The sequence below is a fragment of the uncultured Bradyrhizobium sp. genome, assembly GCF_964252615.1.
Taxonomy (GTDB): domain Bacteria; phylum Pseudomonadota; class Alphaproteobacteria; order Rhizobiales; family Xanthobacteraceae; genus Bradyrhizobium.
Genome location: NZ_CAXUNQ010000009.1, coordinates 43,155 through 63,207, shown reverse-complemented (window position 1 = coordinate 63,207; position 20,053 = coordinate 43,155). Strand labels below are relative to the sequence as shown.

Genomic DNA, 20,053 nt, shown 5'->3' with positions numbered 1-20,053 from the left:
GGTGAATCCATGAGCGACCTTCGCAAATATCTTGCAGTGAGCATCGGCGCGGGATTGATCGCGGTCGCGACCACATGCGCCGTCGCGCAGGAAGACTCTTCAGGATATCCCGCAAAACCAATCCACATCGTCGTCGGTTTTACGGCCGGCGGCGGCAACGACATCATCGCGCGGGTGTACGGGCAGAAATTGTCGGAAAGCCTCGGCCAGCCGGTCATCATCGAAAACAAGCCGGGCGGCGGCGCCATCGTCGCCACCGAATATGTCGCGAAATCGGCGGCGGACGGCTACACGCTGCTGGTCGGCGCCAGCGGTATGGCCATCAACCCCGCCGTCTACGCCAAACTGCCCTATGATTCAGTGCGCGATTTCGTTGCGATCTCCGAACTGGCATCGTTTCCGCTGATCCTGATCGTCAATCCCTCGTCGCCGATCAAATCGGTCGCAGAGCTTGTCAGTTACGCCAAAGCCAATCCCGACAAGGCCAATTACTCCAGTTCATCCGCCTCGTTCCAGTTGGTCACCGAATTGTTCAAGCAGAAGACCGGCGCGCCGATGCAGGTCATTCCCTACAAGGGCGCCAACGATTCGGTGCTGGCGGTGATCTCGGGTCAGGTGACGGCCACGATCGCCGATGCCGGACCGGCGTTGAGTCAAGTGCTGGGAGGCCAGGCGCGGGCGCTCGCGGTCGCTTCGCCGCGGCGGATGGAAGAACTTCCCGGCGTGCCAACCCTGAAGGAAGCCGGCGCCGATGTTGATGCGGTGCTGTGGAGCGGCCTGTTCGCGCCCAAGGACACGCCGATCGCGATCGTGCGAAAGCTTGAGAACGAAATCATCCGCATCGCGCGATTGCCGGATGTCATCGCCCGCCTGAAGCCGCTGGGCATCCTGCCGGTCGGCAATTCATCGGACGAATTTGCGCGAATTCTCGCCGCCGACATCGCGCGCTGGACCGAAGTCGCCAGGGCCGGCAATATCCGAATCGCGCAATAGCGGCCGCTTCATTCGCCCTGTGCGGGCCGTTGCCAATTGCAGATTCCTCCGGATCGGCACGGCCAGACCTGAACTCGCGCGTCCATGGCCTGCGCATCCAGCAGATTGGTGTGCCTGCGGACCAGCATGGTCGAACCAGCCCGGCGTTGTTTCTCCATACGGGCATGCGCAACCCGTAGTTCAGGCGCAGCCTTTGGCGCTATCCGGGCGATTTTCGCCACCTGAGCAGGCTTCGGCGCGATCCGGGCGGCCTTCACCACCGGGACATGGCCGCGCGCCGCCCTTGCATGCGCTGGCTCGGGGTGAGACTCGGTCTTGGCCTCGACCGGCACCGACTCGAATTGCGCCGGAGGGCCGAGCGGCTTTGGCGACAGCACGGCCTTCGACAGATCGAGCCCAAGATACTCGTCCGGCCGATAGCCATCCGCCATCGCCGAGCCGCTTCCGGCCAGCAATGCCATGGAAGCAACCGCCGCAAAAACGGCTTTCCGGACCATCAACGCCTCCTGAACATCAGGGAATAGAGCTACAGAACCATATGTAAGACGAAATCGCGTGATTGCAGCGGCTGGCGGCAGGAATTCCCACCATTTGAACATGGAACATTTCAGAGAGTTTACGAACCGGGTCATCCCGGCTACCAAGAGCCCCGCCGGATGCGGAATTCGTGCCGAAACCCTGCTGACTTGGCGGGGATAGTGGTCGGAGTGGCAGGATTTGAACCTGCGACCCCTGCGTCCCGAACGCAGTGCTCTACCGGGCTGAGCCACACTCCGACAAGAACGCGGCTTATAGCCTTGGGCTTGGCGCACCGCAAGACGATGAATTGAGGATCGGAATCCCATGACCGTGGTCCTGAGCACGATAACGATCGGTGACGGGCCCGATGTCGGTACGTTGGCCGCGCGCCGGCTGCGGGATGGCGGACTGGTCGCATTCCCGACCGAAACGGTCTATGGCCTCGGTGCCGATGCCATCAACGCCAAAGCCATCGCAAGGCTGTACGCGGCAAAGGGCCGGCCGGCGTTCAATCCGCTGATCGCCCACCTCTGCAACCTCGAAGCGGCGCGGCAGATCGCGGATTTCAACGCGCAAGCCCTCCGGCTCGCGGAGGTATTTTGGCCGGGACCACTGACGCTGGTGCTGCCCAGAGCCGCAGGCTGCCCGGTGGCCGACCTGGCCACCGCCGGGCTCGATACGATCGCGGTCCGGGTTCCAGCGCACCCGATCGCGCGGAAGATCTTGCGCGCCTTCGGCGGCCCGGTGGTGGCGCCATCGGCCAATCTCTCCGGGCATGTCTCGCCGACCACGGCCGCGCATGTCCAAAATGACCTTGGAGGCCGCATCGACCTGATCATCGACGGCGGCGCGGTCGAGGTCGGCGTCGAATCCACCATCGTCGGATGCTTTGACGTACCGACGCTGCTGCGTCCCGGCGGCGTACCCCGCGGCGAGATCGAGCGCGTGCTGGCCCGGCCGCTGCTGCGGCCGCCGGACGATGTCGACAGCGATCCCAAGCAGCCGCTGGCGCCGGGCATGCTGGCATCGCATTACGCGCCGCGCACGAAAATCAGGCTCAATGCAGGCACGGTCGAAGCCGGCGAGGCATTGCTCGCCTTCGGCGCCGAGGCGATACCGGGAATCGACGCGGCATCCGGCGTGATGAATTTGTCCGTGCGCGGCGATCTCAATGAGGCCGCCGCCAATCTTTTCGGCTATCTTCGCGTCCTCGACGCCAGCGGAGCGCGCGCCATCGCCGTGATGCCGGTGCCGCATCACGGGCTCGGCGAGGCCATCAACGACCGGCTCGGCCGCGCCGCCGTTCCTTGAGCACTGACCAGGGCAAGAGACAGAAATGAACATCGTCCAGCCGACCGTATCGCCGCCTTCGCCTGAACTGATCGCGCGCTTCAAATCGATCGTCGGCGACAAATATGCGGTGACGGATGCCGGCGACATCGCGCCGTACGTCACCGAGGAGCGCAACCTGTTTCATGGACACTCTCCCTTGATCGTGCGGCCGGGCTCGACCGCGGAAGTGTCCGGGATCTGCAAGCTCGCTACCGAATACAGAATCGCACTGGTCCCGCAGGGCGGCAACACCGGCCTGGTCGGCGGACAGACGCCGCACAATGGCGAGGTGGTGATCTCGATGCGGCGCATGGACAAGGTCCGCGACATCGACGTTGAGTCCAACACCATGACCTGCGAGGCCGGCGTGATCCTGCAGATCGCCCAGCAGCGCGCGGCTGAAGTGGACCGGCTGTTTCCGCTGTCGCTCGGCGCCGAAGGCAGTTGCACCATCGGCGGCAATCTGTCGACCAACGCCGGCGGTACCGCCGCCCTTGCTTACGGCGTGGCGCGGGAGATGGCGCTCGGCCTCGAAGTGGTGCTGGCGGATGGCCGCATCCTCAATGGCCTGTCGAAGCTGAAGAAGGACAATACCGGCTACGACCTCCGTAACCTGTTCATCGGCGCCGAGGGTACGCTCGGCATCATCACCGCGGCGACGCTAAAACTGTTTCCACAGCCGCGCGCGATGGAAACCGCGTTCGTCGGCCTCAAATCGCCGGCCGATGCATTAAAACTGCTGCAGATATCGCGGAACGAAGCCGCGGGCAGCCTCACCAGTTTCGAACTGCTGGCCGATATCGCCGTCGATTTCAGCGTACGCCATGGCATCGATGTCCGTGCGCCGCTGTCGGGCACGCATTCCTGGTACGTGCTGATGGAACTGTCGTCGTCACGGGACGACGCACGTGACACGTTGGAGGCCATTCTGGCGCGCGGCATGGAAGACGGCGTCGTCGACGATGCGGCGATCGCGGCCAATCTCAGCCAGCGCGGTGCATTCTGGAAGCTGCGCGACGAGATGTCCTCAGCGCAGAAGCCGGAGGGCGGCTCGATCAAGCACGACGTCTCGGTTCCCGTCGCCGCCGTCCCTGATTTCATCGCGGAGGCCGACGCCGCGGTAATAAAACTGATGCCCGGCGCACGGCCGGTGCCGTTCGGCCATCTCGGAGACGGCAATATCCACTACAACGTCAGCCAGCCCATCGGCGCCGACACCGCGGATTTTCTAAGCCGCTGGCATGAGGTTAACGCGGTCGTGTTCGCCATCGTGCTGCGGATGGGCGGCTCTATCTCGGCCGAGCATGGCATCGGCGTGCTCAAGCGCGACGAACTGCCGGAGGTAAAGGACAAGGTCGCGATCGAACTGATGCGCGGCATCAAGGCGATGCTCGATCCCCTCGGCATCCTCAACCCCGGCAAGGTGCTGTGAGCTGTCATGACGATCGCCGACCGCATCCGCGTCAAGGACGTTCGAGTGCTCTCTGATAACCATTATGTGCTGAAAACCACGACGCTCGAATGGCGCCGCGGCAACGGCGAATGGCAAACTCAGCATCGTGAAACCTATGACCGCGGCAATGGCGCCGCGCTGCTGCCGTACAATCTGGCGCAGCGCACCGTGGTGCTGGTGCGGCAGTTCCGCTATCCGGCCTATGTCAACGGCCACGATGATCTGTTGATCGAGGCGGCGGCGGGACTATTGGACAATGAATCGCCGGAAGTGCGCATCCGGGCCGAGGCGGAAGAGGAAACCGGCTACCGGCTGGGTGAAATCCGCAAGATATTCGAAGCCTTCATGAGCCCCGGTTCGGTAACCGAAAAGCTTCACTTTTTCATCGCGGCATACGAGCCGAACATGCGAGTCGGCAGCGGCGGCGGCATCGCCGACGAGGGCGAGGACATCGAGGTGCTGGAAATTCCGATCGACCAGGCGCTTGTCATGATTGCCGATGGCCGCATCGCGGATGCCAAGACCATCATGCTGCTGCAATACGCGGCGCTGACTATTTTCCGATGATCAATCCATAAGGTGGGTTAGCGCGTAAACCGCCGGGCCGACACCAAATGCCGCTCGCCGTGGCGGGTGACGGCGCTGCGCGCCTGACCCAACCTCCAATGCTGACGATTTGAAAGGGCAAAGCGTGCCCGCCTTCCAATTGAGCCTAGAAGGTGGTTGCCGGCCCGCCCGGCAAATCAAAACAACGATCCCTGTCCGTCGTCATGCGATGCTGCGGCCGCCGCCTTGCGCGGCACGCCCCTTTTCGCAGATTTTGCCTGCTCCGCCGCGGCTTCCTCCGCGGTAAGCGGCAGGACCAATTGCCCGTCGTCATTGGCGACGCTGTTCACCCTCGAGGAAACCTCATGCCAGGCGAATTCGCCGGCAGCCGGCGCGGTGAGCAGCGGCAGGGCGCGTTCGACATCGTCGTTCGAACAATCCAGCCAGCGCTCGAAATTATCCGGCGCGATGGTGACCGGCACGCGCGGATGCAGCACGCCGAGGTCGGCGCCGGCTGCGGCGGTAATGATCGCGGCGGTGTCGAGTTCCTCGCCATCTGGCCCGATCCAGGTTTCCGCGATCGCAGCGAAGCCGAACGGCCGGTCATCGCGCGCGTGGATAAAATATGCCCGCTTGCGCGCGTCGGATTGCGACCATTCGTAATAGCCGTCCGCCGGGATCAGACAGCGCCGCCGCCGAATTGCGTTTTTGAACGCCGGCTTGTCTGCGACCGTCTCGGCGCGGGCATTGATCAGCAGCGCAAAGCCGCGCGGATCCTTGACCCAGGCCGGAATGAGACCCCAGCGCATCAGGTGGAAATGCCTGTCGCCTTGCTTGTTGATAACGACCGGCACCGGCTGGGTCGGCGCAACATTATACCGCGGCGGGAAATTCGGCTGGTCGATATAGCCGAACAGCCGGCGCAGGGCCTCCGGGGCCGAGGTGATTACGAAGCGTCCGCACATTCTCTGCTCCAGATAGACATCCGTTCAGCACCTTTTAACCCCAACCATCAACACTGCGGCGGATGACATCAACGGCCGCCAGGACAGCGCAGAAGACGGCGCAAATCGTCAGCGAACCATCGTGCAAAGATGCCGGGAAAGCCGCGCGCGCCGCCGAGTTGCAGGCCGCCAACATCAACCCCCGCACCGGCCTCGCCACCGACTATCTGAATCATTTCAACGAAGCCATCATGCTGCTTGAGATGATCCCGGACATGCCAGATTGCGCCGAAGACTTTCTCGGCTGGCAGCCTTTATCCTATCGCGAACATTTTGCCGCCTCCAATTTCAAGGCCCGGGAGCTGGCAATATCGGCCTATGAGTCGGCCGATCCCGCGATTCGCGCCGAATTCGACGGCATAACGTCCGCCATGACCTCGATTCTGACGGCGGTGGGCGCTGCGATGCGCCAAGCCCGGCAGGACAAGACCCGTGCCACGCTCGCCGGGCAGGCGACCGGCTGGGTCAAGCCGCTGGTGACGCTGGCCGGCGGCATCATCAACGGCAACGGCAGCGAGGCCGACGTCGACTACATCATGACCCACTGATGACGACGGCCCCGCCCGATGCTGCGTTCCGCCCCCAACTCGCGGTCAGCGCCGCGATCTTTCGCGGCGGCAGGGTTCTGCTGGTGCGCCGCGCGCGTTCGCCCGGCAAGGGCTTTTATTCGTTTCCGGGGGGACGCGTTGAATTCGGAGAAACGCTGCACGCTGCCCTGCATCGCGAGGTCGACGAGGAAACCGGGCTGAAAATCGAAATTGTCGGCCTCTCCGGATGGCGCGAGGTGGTGCCCAGCCAACCCGGCCACGGCCACTTCGTCATTATGTCGTTCGCGGTCCGCTGGATCGCCGGAGAGCCGGTCCTCAACGACGAACTCGACGACTTCAAATGGCTGGCCCCCGACACGCTCGGCGACCTCAAGCTGACGGATGGACTGCCGGACATGCTCAAGGCCGCCAGCCACCTGATACCGGGGTGACCGGCGTCGGCCATCATTGACAGGCGATCAGGCGTCAGCCGGCATGCCTTGCTTCCATCGCATTGAAAAGGCATATCACGACGGTCCTGGACCCTTCATGCTCAAGCAAATTTTTATTGTTTTCATCCTTGTCACGAGTTGCAACCTCGGCCCGGCGCGGGCTCAGGATGCGGCTGCGCCATTCGACGGCGACCTGCAGCGCCTGGCTGAAATCCTCGGCACGCTGCATTACCTGCGCGGCATTTGCGGCACCGGTGAAGGTGCGAAATGGCGCAACGAAATGCAGGCGCTGATCGATGCCGAGACCCCGTCCGGCGATCGCCGTGCGCGGATGATCGCCGGCTTCAACCGCGGCTATAATGGTTTCCAGCAGACCTACCGGACCTGCACTCCGGCGGCCTCGGTCGCGATCCGCCGCTATATCGAGGAAGGCTCGCGGATTGCGCGGGATTTGACGGCGCGCTACGCCAATTGAAACGACGCCAAAACGCCTGCCAATGAATTCTTGCAGACGCCGCGAAATCCCCGCTAAATGCGGAAACGACCGTTAACCTTTCCTAAAGAACTGGCTAGGCGGCTCTGCGTCGCATGCTAAACCTCGTTCGTTCGACGCGCTCCGCAGTGGACGCGCGCACGTCAAGCTTGTTGAGTTTCATGAGCCATTCATCGTTCACGACCGCCCGCGAACCCCTGCCCGATCACGAACAGAAACAAGCTGCGCTGGGCTACCTCAACGAGGCTTGGGCGGAAGCACGCCACGATGGCGTCGATGGCGACTGCTTGGCGCAGGCCAGCCTGTTCGCGGCATTCGCCGAACTGGTGGGCACCTACGGCGAGGACGCAGTGGCGAAGTTCGTGGAGGGACTACCGCTGCGTGTCCGCAACGGCGAGTTTTCGATCACGCTGGCAAAGCAGTAAGCTCTCTCCGCGTCGTCCCCGCGAAGGCAGGAACCCATTCCTCCGTCTACGGGAAGCGGAAGGTTTCAGCCACTCGCCGAAACGACGTACCAGTAAACGTCGGGTCAGCCCGGCAATGACGCCAGAGATACGTGCATACTCTAGCACCTGCACGGGGACGATGAATTATTGCTTCAGCGTCTCCAGAAACCGTATCGGCTCCCCGGTGGAGGGCGTCACCAGTTCGCCCTGCCACATCACCCGGCGTCCGCGTACAAAGGTGCCGACCGGCCAGCCCGTCACTTTCACGCCGTCGTAAGGGGTCCAGCCGGCCCGCGAGGCGATCCATTTGTTGGTGATGGTTTCAACGCGCTTCAGGTCGACGATGGTAAAATCCGCATCATAGCCGGCCGCAATCCGTCCCTTCATCGCAATGTTGAACAGCCGCGCCGGGCCCGCGCTGGTGAGATCGACCAGGCGCGCCAGCGATAATTTCCCGGCGTTGACGTGGTCAAGCATCAGCGGCACCAGCGTCTGCACCCCCGTCATTCCCGACGGCGACGCCGGATAGGCTTTGGCTTTTTCCTCCAGCGTATGCGGCGCGTGATCGGAACCGAGCACGTCGATGATGCCTTGCTCGATGCCGCGCCAGATGCCGTCGCGATGGCCGGCATCGCGCACCGGCGGATTCATCTGCGCGCGGGTACCAAGCCGCTCGTAACATTCCGGAGCCGCCATCGTCAGGTGGTGCGGCGTCGCTTCGCAGGACGCGACGTCCTTGTGATCGCGCAAAAACTCGATTTCCTCTTTGGTCGAGATATGCAGCACGTGAATGCGTTTGCCGGTTTCATGCGCGAGGCTGACCAGCCGCTGCGTCGCCATCAGCGCGGCGACCTCGTCCCGCCACACCGGATGCGAATGCGGATCGCCTTCGATGCGCAAATGCTTGCGCTGGTTGAGACGATACTCGTCCTCGGCATGAAAGGCGGCGCGGCGGTGGATCACCTTGAAGATCCGGCGCAGGCTTTCGTCATCCTCGACCAGCAGTGCGCCGGTGGACGAGCCGATGAACACCTTGACGCCGGCGCAGCCGGGCGCGCGTTCCAGATCCGCCAGATCCTGCACATTCTCGCGGGTGCCGCCGATGAAAAAGGCGAAGTCGCCGTGCATGCGATGGCGGCCGCGCTTCACCTTATCGGCAAAGGTCTGCTCGGTGATGGTCAGCGGGTCGGTATTCGGCATTTCGAACACCGCGGTGACACCGCCCATCACGGCGCTGCGTGATCCGGTTTCCAGGTCTTCCTTATGGGTCTGGCCCGGCTCGCGGAAATGTACCTGGGTGTCGATCACGCCGGGCAGGATATGCAGACCCTTACAGTCGATGATCTGGCCGGCGCCGGCCGAGCCGAGCGAACCGACCGCGGCGATCCGGTCACCCGCAATGCCGATATCCCGCACGCCCTCGCCATCCTGGTTGACGACCGTGCCGGATTTTAGAATCGTATCGAACTTCTGGCTCATCGTTCCTCGAATCGATCGCCATCACGTCATTGCGAGCAGCGAAACGGGGAAGCAATCCGGTATTTCCTTGCGGCTGCCGGATTGCTTCGCTGCGCTCGCAATGACGGAGGGGCCGCCACAGGCCTTGTCGTTTATGACCCGGCGGCTTACGTTCCGCCGCAACATGTCACAAGAGAATTCTACATGAAAGCAGCGTTTCTTCCCGACCGGGGCGTGGTCAAGGTCAGCGGCGAGGGCGCGCGCGATTTTCTCAATGGACTCGTGACCACCAACGTCGACCTCGTTCAGCCGGGACTCGGCCGGTTTGGGGCATTGCTGACGCCGCAGGGCAAGATCGTCGTGGATTTTTTGATTACCGAAGCGCCTTCGGGCCATGGCGGCGGCTTCCTGATCGATTGCCCGCGCGCGCTGGCGCAGGGCCTCGCCGGCAAGCTCGGCTTCTACAAGCTGCGTGCCAAGGTTGTCGTCGAAAACCTGTCCGACGGTCTCGGCGTGCTCGCAGCATGGGATGGCGATCCCGCTGTCAAGCCCGACCTGACCTTCGCCGATCCGCGCGGCAACAGACTGGGCTGGCGCATCCTGATTCCGGAGGAACTCGCGCCGAAAGTCGCAAGCCTGATCGGCGCCGGCCTGGTCGACAGCACGGACTACGATGCCCACCGCATCGCCTGCGGCGCGCCCCGCGGCGGCATTGACTTCATATATGGCGATGCATTTCCGCACGAAACCAATATGGACCGGTTGCACGGCGTCGATTTTGACAAGGGCTGCTATGTCGGACAGGAAGTCGTATCGCGAATGCAGCATCGCGGCACCGCACGGACGCGCACGGCGCGCCTGATCCTCGACGACTTGGCCCCCGAGGCCGGCGTCGCCATCGTAGCCGGGGACAAACCCGTGGGCACCATGGGCTCGTCGGGCGGCGGACGGGGTCTGGCGCTGGTGCGGATCGACCGCGTCACCGACGCGCTCGACGTTGGAACCCCGCTGATGGCCGGTGGTATCGCGATCCGCCTCGCGGAGCCGGAGGACGTCCAGCCGGCGCCGAAGAAGACCGTTGCATGAGCGGCAAAGCGCGCCTGCATGCCGACGGCCTGATCCGGTGTCCGTGGCCCGGCGAAGACCCGTTGTACACAGCCTATCACGACACCGAATGGGGCGTGCCGGAATATGACGACCGGGCGCTGTACGAGAAGCTCGTTCTCGACGGTTTCCAGGCCGGGTTGTCGTGGATCACGATCCTGCGCAAGCGCGATAATTTCCGCCGCGCCTTCGATGATTTCCAGCCGGAGAAGATCGCGCGCTACGGCGGAAAGAAAATCCATGCACTGATGAACGACGCCGGCATCGTGCGCAATCGCGCCAAGGTCGAAGCCGCTGTTGGCAGCGCCAAATCCTGGCTGAAGATCATGGACGACGGTCCCGGCTTCTCGAAATTCCTGTGGGATTTCGTCGACGGCAAGCCGAAAGTGAATAATTTCAAGACCACCGCGAGCGTACCGGCATCGACGCCATTGTCGATCAAGATCTCGAAGGAATTGTCCGCGCGCGGGTTCAAGTTCGTCGGGCCGACAATCGTCTATGCCTTCATGCAGGCCACCGGCTTGGTCAACGATCATCTGGTGACATGTCATTGCCACGATACCTGTGCCGGCAAGAAGCGTATGCCCCGTCTCAAAGTGAAATGATGGCGAAGGCCGCAATCGCATCGCAGCTTTCGACCCGCGCTTGGCAGCGCATGCTGTCGGGACGGCGCCTGGATCTGCTTGACCCGTCGCCGCTGGACGTCGAGATCGCGGACATCGCCCACGGCTTGGCGCGGGTCGCGCGCTGGAACGGACAGACCAACGGCGCGCATATTTTTTCGGTGGCGCAACATACATTGCTGGTCGAGGCTGTGATGCGCAAGCAGTCGCCGGGTGCCGATCATCATGCGCGGCTCGCCGCGCTTCTGCACGACGCGCCGGAATATGTCATCGGCGACATGATCTCACCGTTCAAGGCAGTGCTCGACGGCGCCTACAAGGCCGTGGAAAAACGGCTGCTGTCCGCAATCCATATCCGCTTCGGGCTGTCGCCGGTGTTGTCCGCCGACCTTACGCGGCAGATCAAGGCAGCCGACCGGGGCGCGGCGTATCTCGAGGCGACGCTGCTCGCGGGATTTGCGGAAGCCGAGGCAAAGCGTCTGTTCGGCGGGGATCCAGGCCTGCCGGCAGAGATCATGAAGGATTATCTGACGCCGTGGCCGGCCGCCAAGGCCGAGAAGCGGTTCCTTGCAAGATTCGAGACGCTGCACGCTTGAGTCCGGGTGGGCAAGGCGCTGTGTGCCATGCCATCCGATCTTGAAAGCGAGTGAATTGGCGGTGGTGGGCATACTCGCTTTGCCCTACGTACTTCCAACCGCGGGCGCGCGGTCCTATAATCGCGCGATACAAGGACCGCCATGATTCACGTTTGCTCGCTCGCAGCCCTTCCTGAAACCGTCAAAGCCACGGGCGCGAGCCACATCCTCACCGTGATGGCCAATGTCAACCAGGTGCAGCGGCCCGTATCGGTGCTGGAGGCCAACCATCTCAAGGTTTCAATGGATGACATTACCGAGCACATGGATGGGTTCGTGGCGCCGTCGGACCTGCACATCGAGCAGGTCCTTAACTTTGTGCGCGGCTGGAACCGGAGCGCGCCGCTGGTGGTCCATTGCTATGCCGGCATCAGCCGCTCCACCGCGAGCGCCTTTGCCGCGGCCTGCATGCTCAATCCGCATCGCGACGAGATCTCGATCGCCCGCCAAATTCGCCAGGCCTCGCCGATCGCCCAGCCGAATCGGCTGATCGTGAGCCTTGCCGACAAGGCCCTCCAGCGTGACGGACGGATGGTTCGCGCGCTCGACGAAATGGGCCCGGGCAACATGACCGTCGAAGGCCGGCCGTTTCGCGTCGATCTCGACTGAGCGGCCAAAATAGTTTGCCGCGCTTGAACTTAAGTTACCGACATTGACACACACGCAGGTGCGACGCCCCGGAAGCGGGCGCTTGCCATGCCGCAGCATGCCCGGCCCGTGACTCCTAAGGTGTCGTTCAATGTTTGAATTTTTCGCCCTCGTGATTGCCATCGTCGCGTTTATTTTCGCACGCAAGGCGTTCAATCAGGTCGACGCGTTGCGCGACCGGCTGGACGCGATTGAAGCGGGGGCGCCGGGGCTGGCTGCGGTCGCAGTCAGTTCACCGCCGGCCCGTCAAGCGCCGCTCGTGCCTGCATCCGGACTCGGGATGGAAGGCACGGAAGCACTTTCACCGCCAATTCGGCCGGCATCGCCCGCATCCGGCATTCCGGCGTCATCCCCTGCATCGCAGCCCGCGCCCGGCTTCGAGGAGCGCATCGGTACCCGCTGGGTGGTCTGGATCGGCGGCCTGACCCTGGCGCTCGGCGGGTTCTTCATGGTCCGCTATTCGATCGAACAAGGCCTGCTTGGACCCGGCGTGCGCGTCCTGCTCGGCGGCCTGTTCGCGCTGGCACTGCTCGCCGCCGGCGAATGGACCCGGCGCAAGGAATATCTGGCCGCAGTCGAGCCCCTGCCGACCGCCAACATTCCCGCTATTCTCACCGCGGCCGGCACGGCCGTGGCGTTCGCCACGGTCTATGCCGCCTATGCGCTTTACGATTTTCTCGTTCCGGCGACGGCGTTCATCCTGCTGGGCCTGGTTGCCCTGGGCACCTTGGCCGCTGCGATGCTGCACGGTCCGGCGCTGGCCGGCCTTGGTATCGCCGCCGCCTTCGCCACGCCGATCCTGATCTCCTCGGAGAAGCCGGACCTCTGGGCGCTGTATCTCTATCTCGCCGTGGTCACCGCTGCGGCCTTCGGCCTCGCGCGGATTCGGCTGTGGCGCTGGCTTGCCGTGACCACCATCGTACTGGCAACGCTGTGGACCTTCCCCTGCCTGCAATGCGGGCCGTCGATGGTGGGACCGCATGCCTTCCACGTCATCGCCGGGTTCATGCTCGCGGCATTGCTGGTGGTATGCGGATTGATGTTCGGACCGCCGGCCGAGCAAGGCCGCATCGAGCCGATCTCATCTGGAGCGCTCGCGGCCTATCTGCTCGGCGCCGCCATGATCGTGCTCAACAGTTTTCACGCCGACATCGCCATGATCGTGTTCGCGCTGCTGATCGCCGGTACCTTGTTCGCCGCGTGGCGTGCCGAGGCTGCCGCTGGCGCACTGATCGCGGCTGCGGCGTTGGTCTTCGTCGTGTTCGCCGAATGGGCGGTGCGCGGCAATCCGGACATGCTGGTGTTGCCCGGCGGCCCGCTGCCCGGCATCGCGCCGAACGCCACCGACGGCTCGGTGACATTGCACCTGGTGACTGCGGCGATCTTCGCGGTCGGCTTCGGCGCTGCCGGATTTCTGGCGCAAGGCCGCTCCGTCCGCGCCATTGTGCCGGTGGTATGGTCGGCAACGGCGGTGTTCACACCGCTTGCATTATTGATCGCGTCGTATGCCCGCATCGCACATCTCGATCGCTCGATCCCGTTCGCGATTGTCGCGGTCGTGCTCGCGGCGGCGTTCGGCGCGGCAACGGAAAGCTTAGGCAAGCGCAACGACCGGCCGGGAATGCCGATATCGACTGCGCTGTTCGCGGCCGGTACGCTTGCGGCAATCGCGCTCGCGCTGACCTTTGCGCTGGAAAAAGGCTGGCTGACGATCGCGCTGGCGCTGATGTCGTTGGGTACCGCGTGGATGTCGATGCAGCGCCCGATTCCGTTCCTGCGCTCGCTTGCGGCGATCCTCGCCGGCATCGTGGTGGCGCGGATCGGCTACGAGCCGCGGATCGCCGGCGACGCGGTAGGCACCACGCCGATCTTCAACTGGCTGCTGTGGGGGTATGGCGTCCCGGCGCTGTCGTTCTGGAGCGCCAGCGTCTTGCTGCGCCGCCGCGGCGACGACGCGGCGCTGCGGACCGTCGAGGCGGCGGCAATCCTGTTCACGGCGCTGCTGGCGTTCATGGAAATCCGCCATGCGGTCTACAACGGCGATATTTACAACGCCACAAGCCTGACCGAGATCGCGCTGGACGTCTGTATCGCGCTGGCGATGGCAATCGGGCTGGAACGGCTGCGCATCCGTACCGGCAGCATCGTCCACAATGCCGGTGCAATCCTGCTCACCGTGTTTGCCGGACTGGCCACCATATTCGGCCTGATGCTGCTGGAGACGCCGATATTCTGGCCGACCAATGTCGGCGGCGTCTTCTTCAACCTTCTGTTGCTCGGCTACGCGATGCCGGCGGTGCTTGCGCTGCTGCTGTCCTATGTGGTGGCGGGCCGGCGTCGCGCCTCCTATGCCAACACCATCGCGGCGTTCGCGCTGGTTCTCGCGCTGACCTATGTCACATTTGAAATCCGCCGGCTCTATCACGGCCCGATCCTGAGCAGAGGCCCCACCACCGGGGCTGAGCAATACACCTATTCGGTGGCATGGCTGGCATTCGGCGTGGGGCTGCTCGGCGCAGGCATCCTTTTCAACTCGCAGCGCGCGCGGCTCGCATCGGCGGCCGTCATCGCGCTGACGATCGCAAAGGTGTTCGTGATCGACATATCAACCCTGAGCGACGTCTATCGCGCGCTGTCGTTCATCTGCCTCGGCCTGGTGCTGTTGCCGATCGGCTGGCTGTATCAGCGGATCCTGTTCCGCCGTGCGGCGATAATGCCCAGCCAACCTTCAGTACAGCCAGAGGGATGAATCCGTCATCTGAAGAGCCGCGCTCCTGCGCGGCGAATCAATCCGTCGAGCGGCGCAGTTCCGGTGCCGCTTCAGGCTTTGCGGGCGCGACATGCGCCTCCGATTTGACCGGCTCGATTCCGGCGCTATCGACCCGCGGCGTCTCGACGCGCGCCGAGATTTCGGTGCGGGAGGCATCGGCGGAGCGGGTCTGTTCCGGTGGCTGCAACAAACGCGGACGCGCCACGGCGCGTGCCATCAGCATATGGCCGCCCTGGTGGCGGAAATCGCAATAGGCGAACCCCATGCCCGACACCGAGCCGCGAAAGCTGCGCTCGTTATTCTTGACCAGATTAAAACACGGCTCGAATGGAATTCCTTTCAGCGACGCGCAGACCGCCTGGCCGCGCACCTGCAAGGTATTGCCGGGAAGCCGGAGGTGGCGCGTCGGGCCGGCGCCGGCAAACTGCACCGCGCCGGCGGCGCCGCCATCATCGAGAATGCGGCCTGCGCCACGGGTGCCGTCGAAGCAGGTGAATGCGAACACCTTGCCCGCCACAAACCTGCGGGCTTCGTCGGCATTCATCGTCTGCCCCGCGATTGCCGGCACCGCCACTGCAGCAGCAACAACGGTACCCAATACAAAACGCACTACCATGCTGTAACTCCGACCAACCGAGCGCGGGATGACCGCCTGACGTTCTTTACCCGATGCTTACCATACCAACCGTGGCAACTTTGGAGCAGGTTGGTTGGTAAAGTCTGAACATCGTTAGAGAATTTTTACCACGATTCGGCCGCGGACCTCGCCGGCGAGGATTTTCGCGCCCGCGGCAATGACTTGGTCTAGACCGATTTCCTCAGTGATTTCAGCAAGTTTGCCGTGATCGAGGTCACTCGCCAGCCGCGCCCAGGCGGCATTCCGCAAAGGCATCGGACACATTACGGATTCGATACCGAGCAGCGACACGCCGCGCAAAATAAACGGTGCCACCGAGGATGGCAGGTCCATGCCCGCGGCCAGACCGCAGGCGGCAACCGCGCCGCCATATTTCGTCATCGACAGCAGATTGGCGAGGGTGGTGGATCCGACGCTGTCGACGCCCCCCGTCCAGCGTTCCTTGGCCAGCGGCTTGGCCGGGCCGGACAACTCATTGCGGTCGATCACCTCGGCGGCACCGAGTTCCTTCAGGTAGCCGGATTCGGACATGCGTCCGGTCGAGGCGATGACGTAATAACCGAGCTTTGAAAGCACCGCGATTGCCACCGAACCGACGCCGCCGGCGGCGCCCGTCACCGCGATCGGACCATTCTTTGGGGTGAGGCCATGTCGCTCCAGCGCCAGCACCGAAAGCATCGCCGTATAGCCGGCGGTACCGATCGCCATCGCATCGCGCATCGATATTCCTTCCGGCAAGCGTACCAGCCAGTCACCTTTGACGCGCGCCTTTTCGGCATAGGCGCCGAGATGGGTTTCGCCCATGCCCCAGCCGTTGCAAACAACCTTGTCGCCGGCCTTCCAAGCCGGATGCGAGGACGCCTCGACGGAGCCTGCGAAATCGATGCCGGCGATCATGGGAAAGCGCCGCACCACCGGCGCCTTGCCGGTGACCGCCAGGCCGTCCTTGTAATTCAACGTCGACCATTCGATGCGGACGGTGACGTCACCGTCCATCAACTCGGCTTCATCAAATTGCGTCAGCGCGACCGTGGTGCCGTTCCCCGCCTTGTCGATGCGGATCGCCTTGAACGTTCCCAACCTCAACTCCTTAAAGTTCTTGTCGGGTTTACGTTAACGGATCAGGCAGGTTGTGCAACCGCGCGGGCCACCGGCGCTTCGACGATCGGCAGGTTGATCAGCGCCGACAGCACGCCGAACAGCACCGACAGCCACCAGATCGGCATGTAGGAGCCGAATTTCTCGAACACGATGCCGCCCAGCAGCACGCCGAGAAATCCGCCCACCTGGTGGCTGACAAAGGCAAATCCGTACAGCGTCGCGAACCAGCGGGTACCGAACATCAGCGCCACCAGCGCCGAGGTCGGCGGCACCGTGGACAGCCAGGTCAGCCCGGTGACGACGCCGAACGCGATTGCGGAGAACGTCGTTATCGGGAACGAGATGAAGGCGACGATCGACAGCGCCCGGGTAAAATAGATGATCGAAAGAATATAGCGCTTTGGAAACAGGTTCTGCAGCCAGCCCACACTCAGCGAGCCGATGATGTTGAACAGCCCGATCGCGGCGACAACCCAGCCGCCGGTCTGAACCGGCACGCCGCGGTCGACCAGATAGGACGGAAGATGAACGGTGATGAAGGCAAGCTGAAAGCCGCAAGTGAAGAATCCCAGCACCAGCAGCACATAGGAGCGATGGCCGAACGCTTCCGCCAGCGCGGTCCGGAACGACTGTTGATCCGAAGCGGGCACGGCGGCCGATGTCGCAGGCGGGGTAGCCAGCGCCAGCGACAACGGTATGATCAGCAGCATCAGCAGCGCAAATACCGTCAGCGCCGACTGCCAGCCGAAACTGTCGATCATGGCGACGCCGAATGGCGCAAACAGGAATTGTCCGAACGATCCCGCGGCGGTTCCGGCGCCAAGCGCCAGACCGCGCCGCTCCGGCGGCAGCAGCTTGCTGAAGGCGGACAACACCAGGTTGAACGAGCAGCCGGACAATCCAAAGCCGATCAAAACGCCGGCGCCGAGATCCAGCGATAGCGGAGTGGCCGCATAGCGCATCACGAACAGGCCGCCGGCATAAAGAACGGCGCCGACACACATCACCCGCAAGACCCCAAACCGGTCGGCGATCGCGCCGGCAACCGGCTGGCCCAGGCCCCATAACAGGTTCTGAACGGCAAGCGCGAGGCCGAATACGTCGCGGCCCCAGGAAAACTCCCGGCTCATGGGTTGCACGAAAAAACCGAGGCTCGACCGCGGTCCGAAGCTCAACAAGGCGATTGCGCAACCGCAGATGATGATCACCAGCGGCGTGCGCCAGCCGGGGGCGACGGGGGTCGCGCGCAGGTCGATTTCAGTCGCCGCCATGCAATCGGTCCTCGAATGTGATCCGGGAAGTTAATGCATTTGCATGGGAAGCGCCAACCGGGATGTACGGGAAAACGCCGGCTGCAATGCAGCGATGCAAAAACAGCCGCAACACCACGGTCGTCCTGGGGCTCGCCCTCGGAAGCGCGCTTCGAAGCCTGCAGCGCGCGGCTCCTCGGAGTCTGGCCGAAAAAGCATCCAATGAATCAGGCGTTGCCATTGGTTCGTCATGCCCGGCCTTGTGCCGGGCATCGACGTCTTAAAGGCGCTGAAGCGAGAAAGACGTGGATGGCCGGGACGAAGCCCGGCCATGACGAAAGTGATCCATTTCAATTCGACGGCAAGAGCAGGGAAATATTGACTGCTTTTTCGGTCGGCCTCTCAGGATCACGGTTAAACTTGCGGCGATTCGGGGGTCTAGCGACGGAAGTTGGCCGTGGTCAGTTCGGCGGAGCTGCGGCCGGCCTCGGCGAGTTTCGCGGAGATTTCCGCGGTCTGCGCCTGGGTGCCCCAACTCGGCGCTTCGCTGCCGTCACCCCAGGCGCGCGGCCGATAGAAGGTGTGCACGCCGAATTTGTACATCTTCTTCATTTCATGCACCCACGACGGATGCACCCAATAGGCGTGGTAATGCGTCGACTTGGCGACTTCCGGCAGCCACAACTGGCCGTCGAGCATTGCTTTTGCGATCTTCCTGGCACGGTCCCACATGCCGGGTTCGCGCACGACATCGGCGACGTTGTCGCAGGCGAAGGTGAACTGGCAGGCGAGATGGCGGTGCTTGTTCTGATAGACGACGCCGCACACCGTATTCGGATAGAAGCCGGAGAAGGCGCGGTTCATCACCACCTGGGCCACCGCAATCTGGCCGCGGACGGCCTCGCCGCGGGCCTCGAAATAGACTGCTTCGGCGAGACATTTTTCCGACTTGCCGCGTGTTTTCTCCTCCAGCAGGCCGAGCCGTTCGGCCGGCGTCTTGAGGCGTTGATTGCCGCTGTTGACCTCGCCTTTGCTGGCAATGCTTTCGCCGGCTTTGGATGGATCGCCGGCCGCAACCGGCAGCGAGGCCGTCACCTTCATGTCGGGATCGGGACCGTGCAACACGATCGTCGGCTCTTCGCCGGGCTGCCAGCGTTCCATGCCGTCGATGGATGCGCCAAGCGATGAGCTTCCAAAAAACAGGCTCGCGGTCTTGACCGCGAAACCGTCGCGCTGCGGCGCGGGCTCGACCGCGGTCTCGCGCTTCGAACCGTTGAGCGGCTGCAACTCCAGCGACATTGACACATCGTATTGCGGATACTGCGGCAGCGGCGGCGCCTTCAGCGCTTCCGCGAGTTCAGGATCGAGCGGCCCGGGATCCGCGGCAGGCGCGGTAGAAACGGTCTTCGCGCCCATCACCGATGCGTTCGAGGTCGATGGATCTTCATGGGAGGGTGCCGCCTCCGCCGGCGCCGCACGCTCGGGCGCTGCGCTGGCGAGGCGGTCGCCCTTCAGGGTGCGATCAACCGTGGGAAAATCGGACGCCTGATAGCGCGGCGGCGCCTGCACGATCGGATTGCGGGTCACCGAGCCTGTGATGTCGATGCCCTGATTGTCCAGGCTCGCCAGTTGAAACGTCTTGCTGGCTTGAGATGACGTTCCGATCGGACGGCCGAAAGAGAAGGTCGCAACCTGGATCGAACTGACGGCGGATGCGAATACCCGCTTCTGCCAACGTTCGGCGACCCCAGGCTGCCGGGCCAGCAACGATGCGATATCCTGATATCCGGTTTCGGTCGGGATCAATGCGAAGACGCAGAGACCGAAACCGAAGGACGCGAAGCGCGCGCCCCTCGGCCGGTTACGCAATACTGACATCGACAAACTCACGCACGCAACGCAACGCTACACACACACACGATCGACAGACACATTCGGTGCAATTCGATCTTTGTCGGGTGTATCTAATTTAGGTTGCGAGGGAGTTAATCGCCGATGCAGACGCGCCACACGCAAGGACTGGCTTGGATCGGCGCGGTGCAAACGAAAACGTTGGTAAATC

20 protein-coding genes and 1 tRNA gene are annotated in these 20,053 nt (G+C 63.4%); 13 read left to right on the top strand and 8 right to left on the bottom strand.

Annotated elements, in window-relative coordinates:
* The first annotated feature begins 9 nt into the window (after positions 1-9).
* A complete protein-coding gene (locus ACFE72_RS07865) occupies positions 10-993 on the top strand; it encodes a Bug family tripartite tricarboxylate transporter substrate binding protein (RefSeq protein WP_375412514.1) in 984 nt (327 codons plus the stop codon).
* A gap of 8 nt (positions 994-1,001) precedes the next feature.
* Here the strand turns inward: ACFE72_RS07865 and ACFE72_RS07860 are convergent, their stop codons facing one another.
* Both ACFE72_RS07860 and ACFE72_RS07855 read right to left on the bottom strand, forming a co-directional pair.
* The gene (locus tag ACFE72_RS07860) at positions 1,002-1,490 is read right to left on the bottom strand and encodes a hypothetical protein (RefSeq protein WP_375412513.1); all 489 of its coding nucleotides are present in this window, start codon (positions 1,488-1,490) and stop codon (positions 1,002-1,004) included.
* A gap of 202 nt (positions 1,491-1,692) precedes the next feature.
* Positions 1,693-1,769, bottom strand: a tRNA-Pro gene (locus ACFE72_RS07855).
* A gap of 67 nt (positions 1,770-1,836) precedes the next feature.
* Between ACFE72_RS07855 and ACFE72_RS07850 the strand changes: the two genes are divergently transcribed.
* The 3 genes from ACFE72_RS07850 to ACFE72_RS07840 are packed head-to-tail and all read left to right on the top strand — an operon-like array spanning position 1,837 to position 4,864.
* A complete protein-coding gene (locus ACFE72_RS07850) occupies positions 1,837-2,823 on the top strand; it encodes an L-threonylcarbamoyladenylate synthase (protein WP_375412512.1) in 987 nt (328 codons plus the stop codon).
* 25 nt (positions 2,824-2,848) lie between these two features.
* Positions 2,849-4,276 carry an FAD-binding oxidoreductase gene (locus ACFE72_RS07845; protein ID WP_375412511.1) on the top strand — a complete coding sequence of 476 codons (1,428 nt, stop codon included), beginning with the start codon at positions 2,849-2,851 and terminating at the stop codon, positions 4,274-4,276.
* 6 nt (positions 4,277-4,282) lie between these two features.
* Complete coding sequence (locus ACFE72_RS07840; RefSeq protein ID WP_375412510.1) at positions 4,283-4,864, top strand: NUDIX domain-containing protein; 582 nt, start codon at positions 4,283-4,285, stop codon at positions 4,862-4,864.
* Positions 4,865-5,040: 176 nt separating this feature from the next.
* On the opposite strand, the gene ACFE72_RS07835 is transcribed toward ACFE72_RS07840, so the two are convergent.
* Entirely contained in the window at positions 5,041-5,808 is a 768-nt protein-coding gene (locus ACFE72_RS07835; RefSeq protein WP_375412509.1) for an SOS response-associated peptidase, read from the bottom strand.
* Positions 5,809-5,870: 62 nt separating this feature from the next.
* Between ACFE72_RS07835 and ACFE72_RS07830 the strand changes: the two genes are divergently transcribed.
* From ACFE72_RS07830 to ACFE72_RS07815, 4 genes are all read left to right on the top strand, one after another.
* The gene (locus ACFE72_RS07830) at positions 5,871-6,395 is read left to right on the top strand and encodes a hypothetical protein (RefSeq protein WP_375412508.1); all 525 of its coding nucleotides are present in this window, start codon (positions 5,871-5,873) and stop codon (positions 6,393-6,395) included.
* Positions 6,395-6,826 (top strand): NUDIX hydrolase, encoded by a 432-nt coding sequence (locus ACFE72_RS07825; RefSeq protein ID WP_375412507.1) that lies wholly within the window; start codon positions 6,395-6,397, stop codon positions 6,824-6,826. Before ACFE72_RS07830 ends, ACFE72_RS07825 begins: the two co-directional genes overlap by 1 nt.
* Before the next feature lie 97 nt (positions 6,827-6,923).
* Entirely contained in the window at positions 6,924-7,301 is a 378-nt protein-coding gene (locus tag ACFE72_RS07820; protein WP_375412506.1) for a TIGR02301 family protein, read from the top strand.
* A gap of 179 nt (positions 7,302-7,480) precedes the next feature.
* The gene (locus ACFE72_RS07815) at positions 7,481-7,744 is read left to right on the top strand and encodes a hypothetical protein (RefSeq protein ID WP_375412505.1); all 264 of its coding nucleotides are present in this window, start codon (positions 7,481-7,483) and stop codon (positions 7,742-7,744) included.
* Between the two features lie 165 nt (positions 7,745-7,909).
* Here the strand turns inward: ACFE72_RS07815 and ACFE72_RS07810 are convergent, their stop codons facing one another.
* Complete coding sequence (locus tag ACFE72_RS07810; protein WP_375412504.1) at positions 7,910-9,244, bottom strand: dihydroorotase; 1,335 nt, start codon at positions 9,242-9,244, stop codon at positions 7,910-7,912.
* Positions 9,245-9,427: 183 nt separating this feature from the next.
* Here ACFE72_RS07810 and ACFE72_RS07805 point away from each other — a divergent pair, with 183 nt between their 5' ends.
* From ACFE72_RS07805 to ACFE72_RS07785, 5 genes are all read left to right on the top strand, one after another.
* Positions 9,428-10,309, top strand: a complete 882-nt coding sequence (locus ACFE72_RS07805; RefSeq protein WP_375412503.1) for a YgfZ/GcvT domain-containing protein — start codon at positions 9,428-9,430, stop codon at positions 10,307-10,309.
* Entirely contained in the window at positions 10,306-10,932 is a 627-nt protein-coding gene (locus ACFE72_RS07800; protein WP_375412502.1) for a DNA-3-methyladenine glycosylase I, read from the top strand. The genes ACFE72_RS07805 and ACFE72_RS07800 overlap by 4 nt, the downstream gene beginning before the upstream one ends.
* Positions 10,932-11,546 carry a YfbR-like 5'-deoxynucleotidase gene (locus ACFE72_RS07795; protein WP_375412501.1) on the top strand — a complete coding sequence of 205 codons (615 nt, stop codon included), beginning with the start codon at positions 10,932-10,934 and terminating at the stop codon, positions 11,544-11,546. The genes ACFE72_RS07800 and ACFE72_RS07795 overlap by 1 nt, the downstream gene beginning before the upstream one ends.
* Positions 11,547-11,687: 141 nt before the next feature.
* Entirely contained in the window at positions 11,688-12,194 is a 507-nt protein-coding gene (locus tag ACFE72_RS07790; RefSeq protein WP_375412500.1) for a tyrosine phosphatase family protein, read from the top strand.
* A gap of 130 nt (positions 12,195-12,324) precedes the next feature.
* Entirely contained in the window at positions 12,325-14,982 is a 2,658-nt protein-coding gene (locus ACFE72_RS07785) for a DUF2339 domain-containing protein (protein WP_375412499.1), read from the top strand.
* A 37-nt stretch (positions 14,983-15,019) separates the two neighbouring features.
* Here ACFE72_RS07785 and ACFE72_RS07780 read toward each other — a convergent pair whose 3' ends face one another.
* From ACFE72_RS07780 to ACFE72_RS07765, 4 genes are all read right to left on the bottom strand, one after another.
* A complete protein-coding gene (locus tag ACFE72_RS07780) occupies positions 15,020-15,619 on the bottom strand; it encodes a hypothetical protein (RefSeq protein ID WP_375412498.1) in 600 nt (199 codons plus the stop codon).
* 114 nt (positions 15,620-15,733) lie between these two features.
* Positions 15,734-16,720: an MDR family oxidoreductase gene (locus tag ACFE72_RS07775; protein ID WP_375412497.1), complete on the bottom strand. Its 987-nt coding sequence runs from the start codon at positions 16,718-16,720 to the stop codon at positions 15,734-15,736.
* 41 nt (positions 16,721-16,761) lie between these two features.
* Entirely contained in the window at positions 16,762-18,012 is a 1,251-nt protein-coding gene (locus ACFE72_RS07770) for an MFS transporter (RefSeq protein WP_375412496.1), read from the bottom strand.
* A gap of 417 nt (positions 18,013-18,429) precedes the next feature.
* Positions 18,430-19,869, bottom strand: coding sequence for a cell wall hydrolase (locus ACFE72_RS07765; RefSeq protein ID WP_375412495.1), 1,440 nt, complete (start codon positions 19,867-19,869; stop codon positions 18,430-18,432).
* Between the last annotated feature and the right edge of the window lie 184 nt (positions 19,870-20,053).

Coding starts and splice junctions, on each gene's coding strand:
- ACFE72_RS07865 (WP_375412514.1), top strand. CDS start 10: ATGAGCGACCTTCGCAAATATCTTGCAGTGAGCATCGGCGCGGGATTG.
- ACFE72_RS07860 (WP_375412513.1), bottom strand. CDS start 1,490: ATGGTCCGGAAAGCCGTTTTTGCGGCGGTTGCTTCCATGGCATTGCTG.
- ACFE72_RS07850 (WP_375412512.1), top strand. CDS start 1,837: ATGACCGTGGTCCTGAGCACGATAACGATCGGTGACGGGCCCGATGTC.
- ACFE72_RS07845 (WP_375412511.1), top strand. CDS start 2,849: ATGAACATCGTCCAGCCGACCGTATCGCCGCCTTCGCCTGAACTGATC.
- ACFE72_RS07840 (WP_375412510.1), top strand. CDS start 4,283: ATGACGATCGCCGACCGCATCCGCGTCAAGGACGTTCGAGTGCTCTCT.
- ACFE72_RS07835 (WP_375412509.1), bottom strand. CDS start 5,808: ATGTGCGGACGCTTCGTAATCACCTCGGCCCCGGAGGCCCTGCGCCGG.
- ACFE72_RS07830 (WP_375412508.1), top strand. CDS start 5,871: ATGACATCAACGGCCGCCAGGACAGCGCAGAAGACGGCGCAAATCGTC.
- ACFE72_RS07825 (WP_375412507.1), top strand. CDS start 6,395: ATGACGACGGCCCCGCCCGATGCTGCGTTCCGCCCCCAACTCGCGGTC.
- ACFE72_RS07820 (WP_375412506.1), top strand. CDS start 6,924: ATGCTCAAGCAAATTTTTATTGTTTTCATCCTTGTCACGAGTTGCAAC.
- ACFE72_RS07815 (WP_375412505.1), top strand. CDS start 7,481: ATGAGCCATTCATCGTTCACGACCGCCCGCGAACCCCTGCCCGATCAC.
- ACFE72_RS07810 (WP_375412504.1), bottom strand. CDS start 9,244: ATGAGCCAGAAGTTCGATACGATTCTAAAATCCGGCACGGTCGTCAAC.
- ACFE72_RS07805 (WP_375412503.1), top strand. CDS start 9,428: ATGAAAGCAGCGTTTCTTCCCGACCGGGGCGTGGTCAAGGTCAGCGGC.
- ACFE72_RS07800 (WP_375412502.1), top strand. CDS start 10,306: ATGAGCGGCAAAGCGCGCCTGCATGCCGACGGCCTGATCCGGTGTCCG.
- ACFE72_RS07795 (WP_375412501.1), top strand. CDS start 10,932: ATGGCGAAGGCCGCAATCGCATCGCAGCTTTCGACCCGCGCTTGGCAG.
- ACFE72_RS07790 (WP_375412500.1), top strand. CDS start 11,688: ATGATTCACGTTTGCTCGCTCGCAGCCCTTCCTGAAACCGTCAAAGCC.
- ACFE72_RS07785 (WP_375412499.1), top strand. CDS start 12,325: ATGTTTGAATTTTTCGCCCTCGTGATTGCCATCGTCGCGTTTATTTTC.
- ACFE72_RS07780 (WP_375412498.1), bottom strand. CDS start 15,619: ATGGTAGTGCGTTTTGTATTGGGTACCGTTGTTGCTGCTGCAGTGGCG.
- ACFE72_RS07770 (WP_375412496.1), bottom strand. CDS start 18,012: ATGGCGGCGACTGAAATCGACCTGCGCGCGACCCCCGTCGCCCCCGGC.
- ACFE72_RS07765 (WP_375412495.1), bottom strand. CDS start 19,869: ATGTCAGTATTGCGTAACCGGCCGAGGGGCGCGCGCTTCGCGTCCTTC.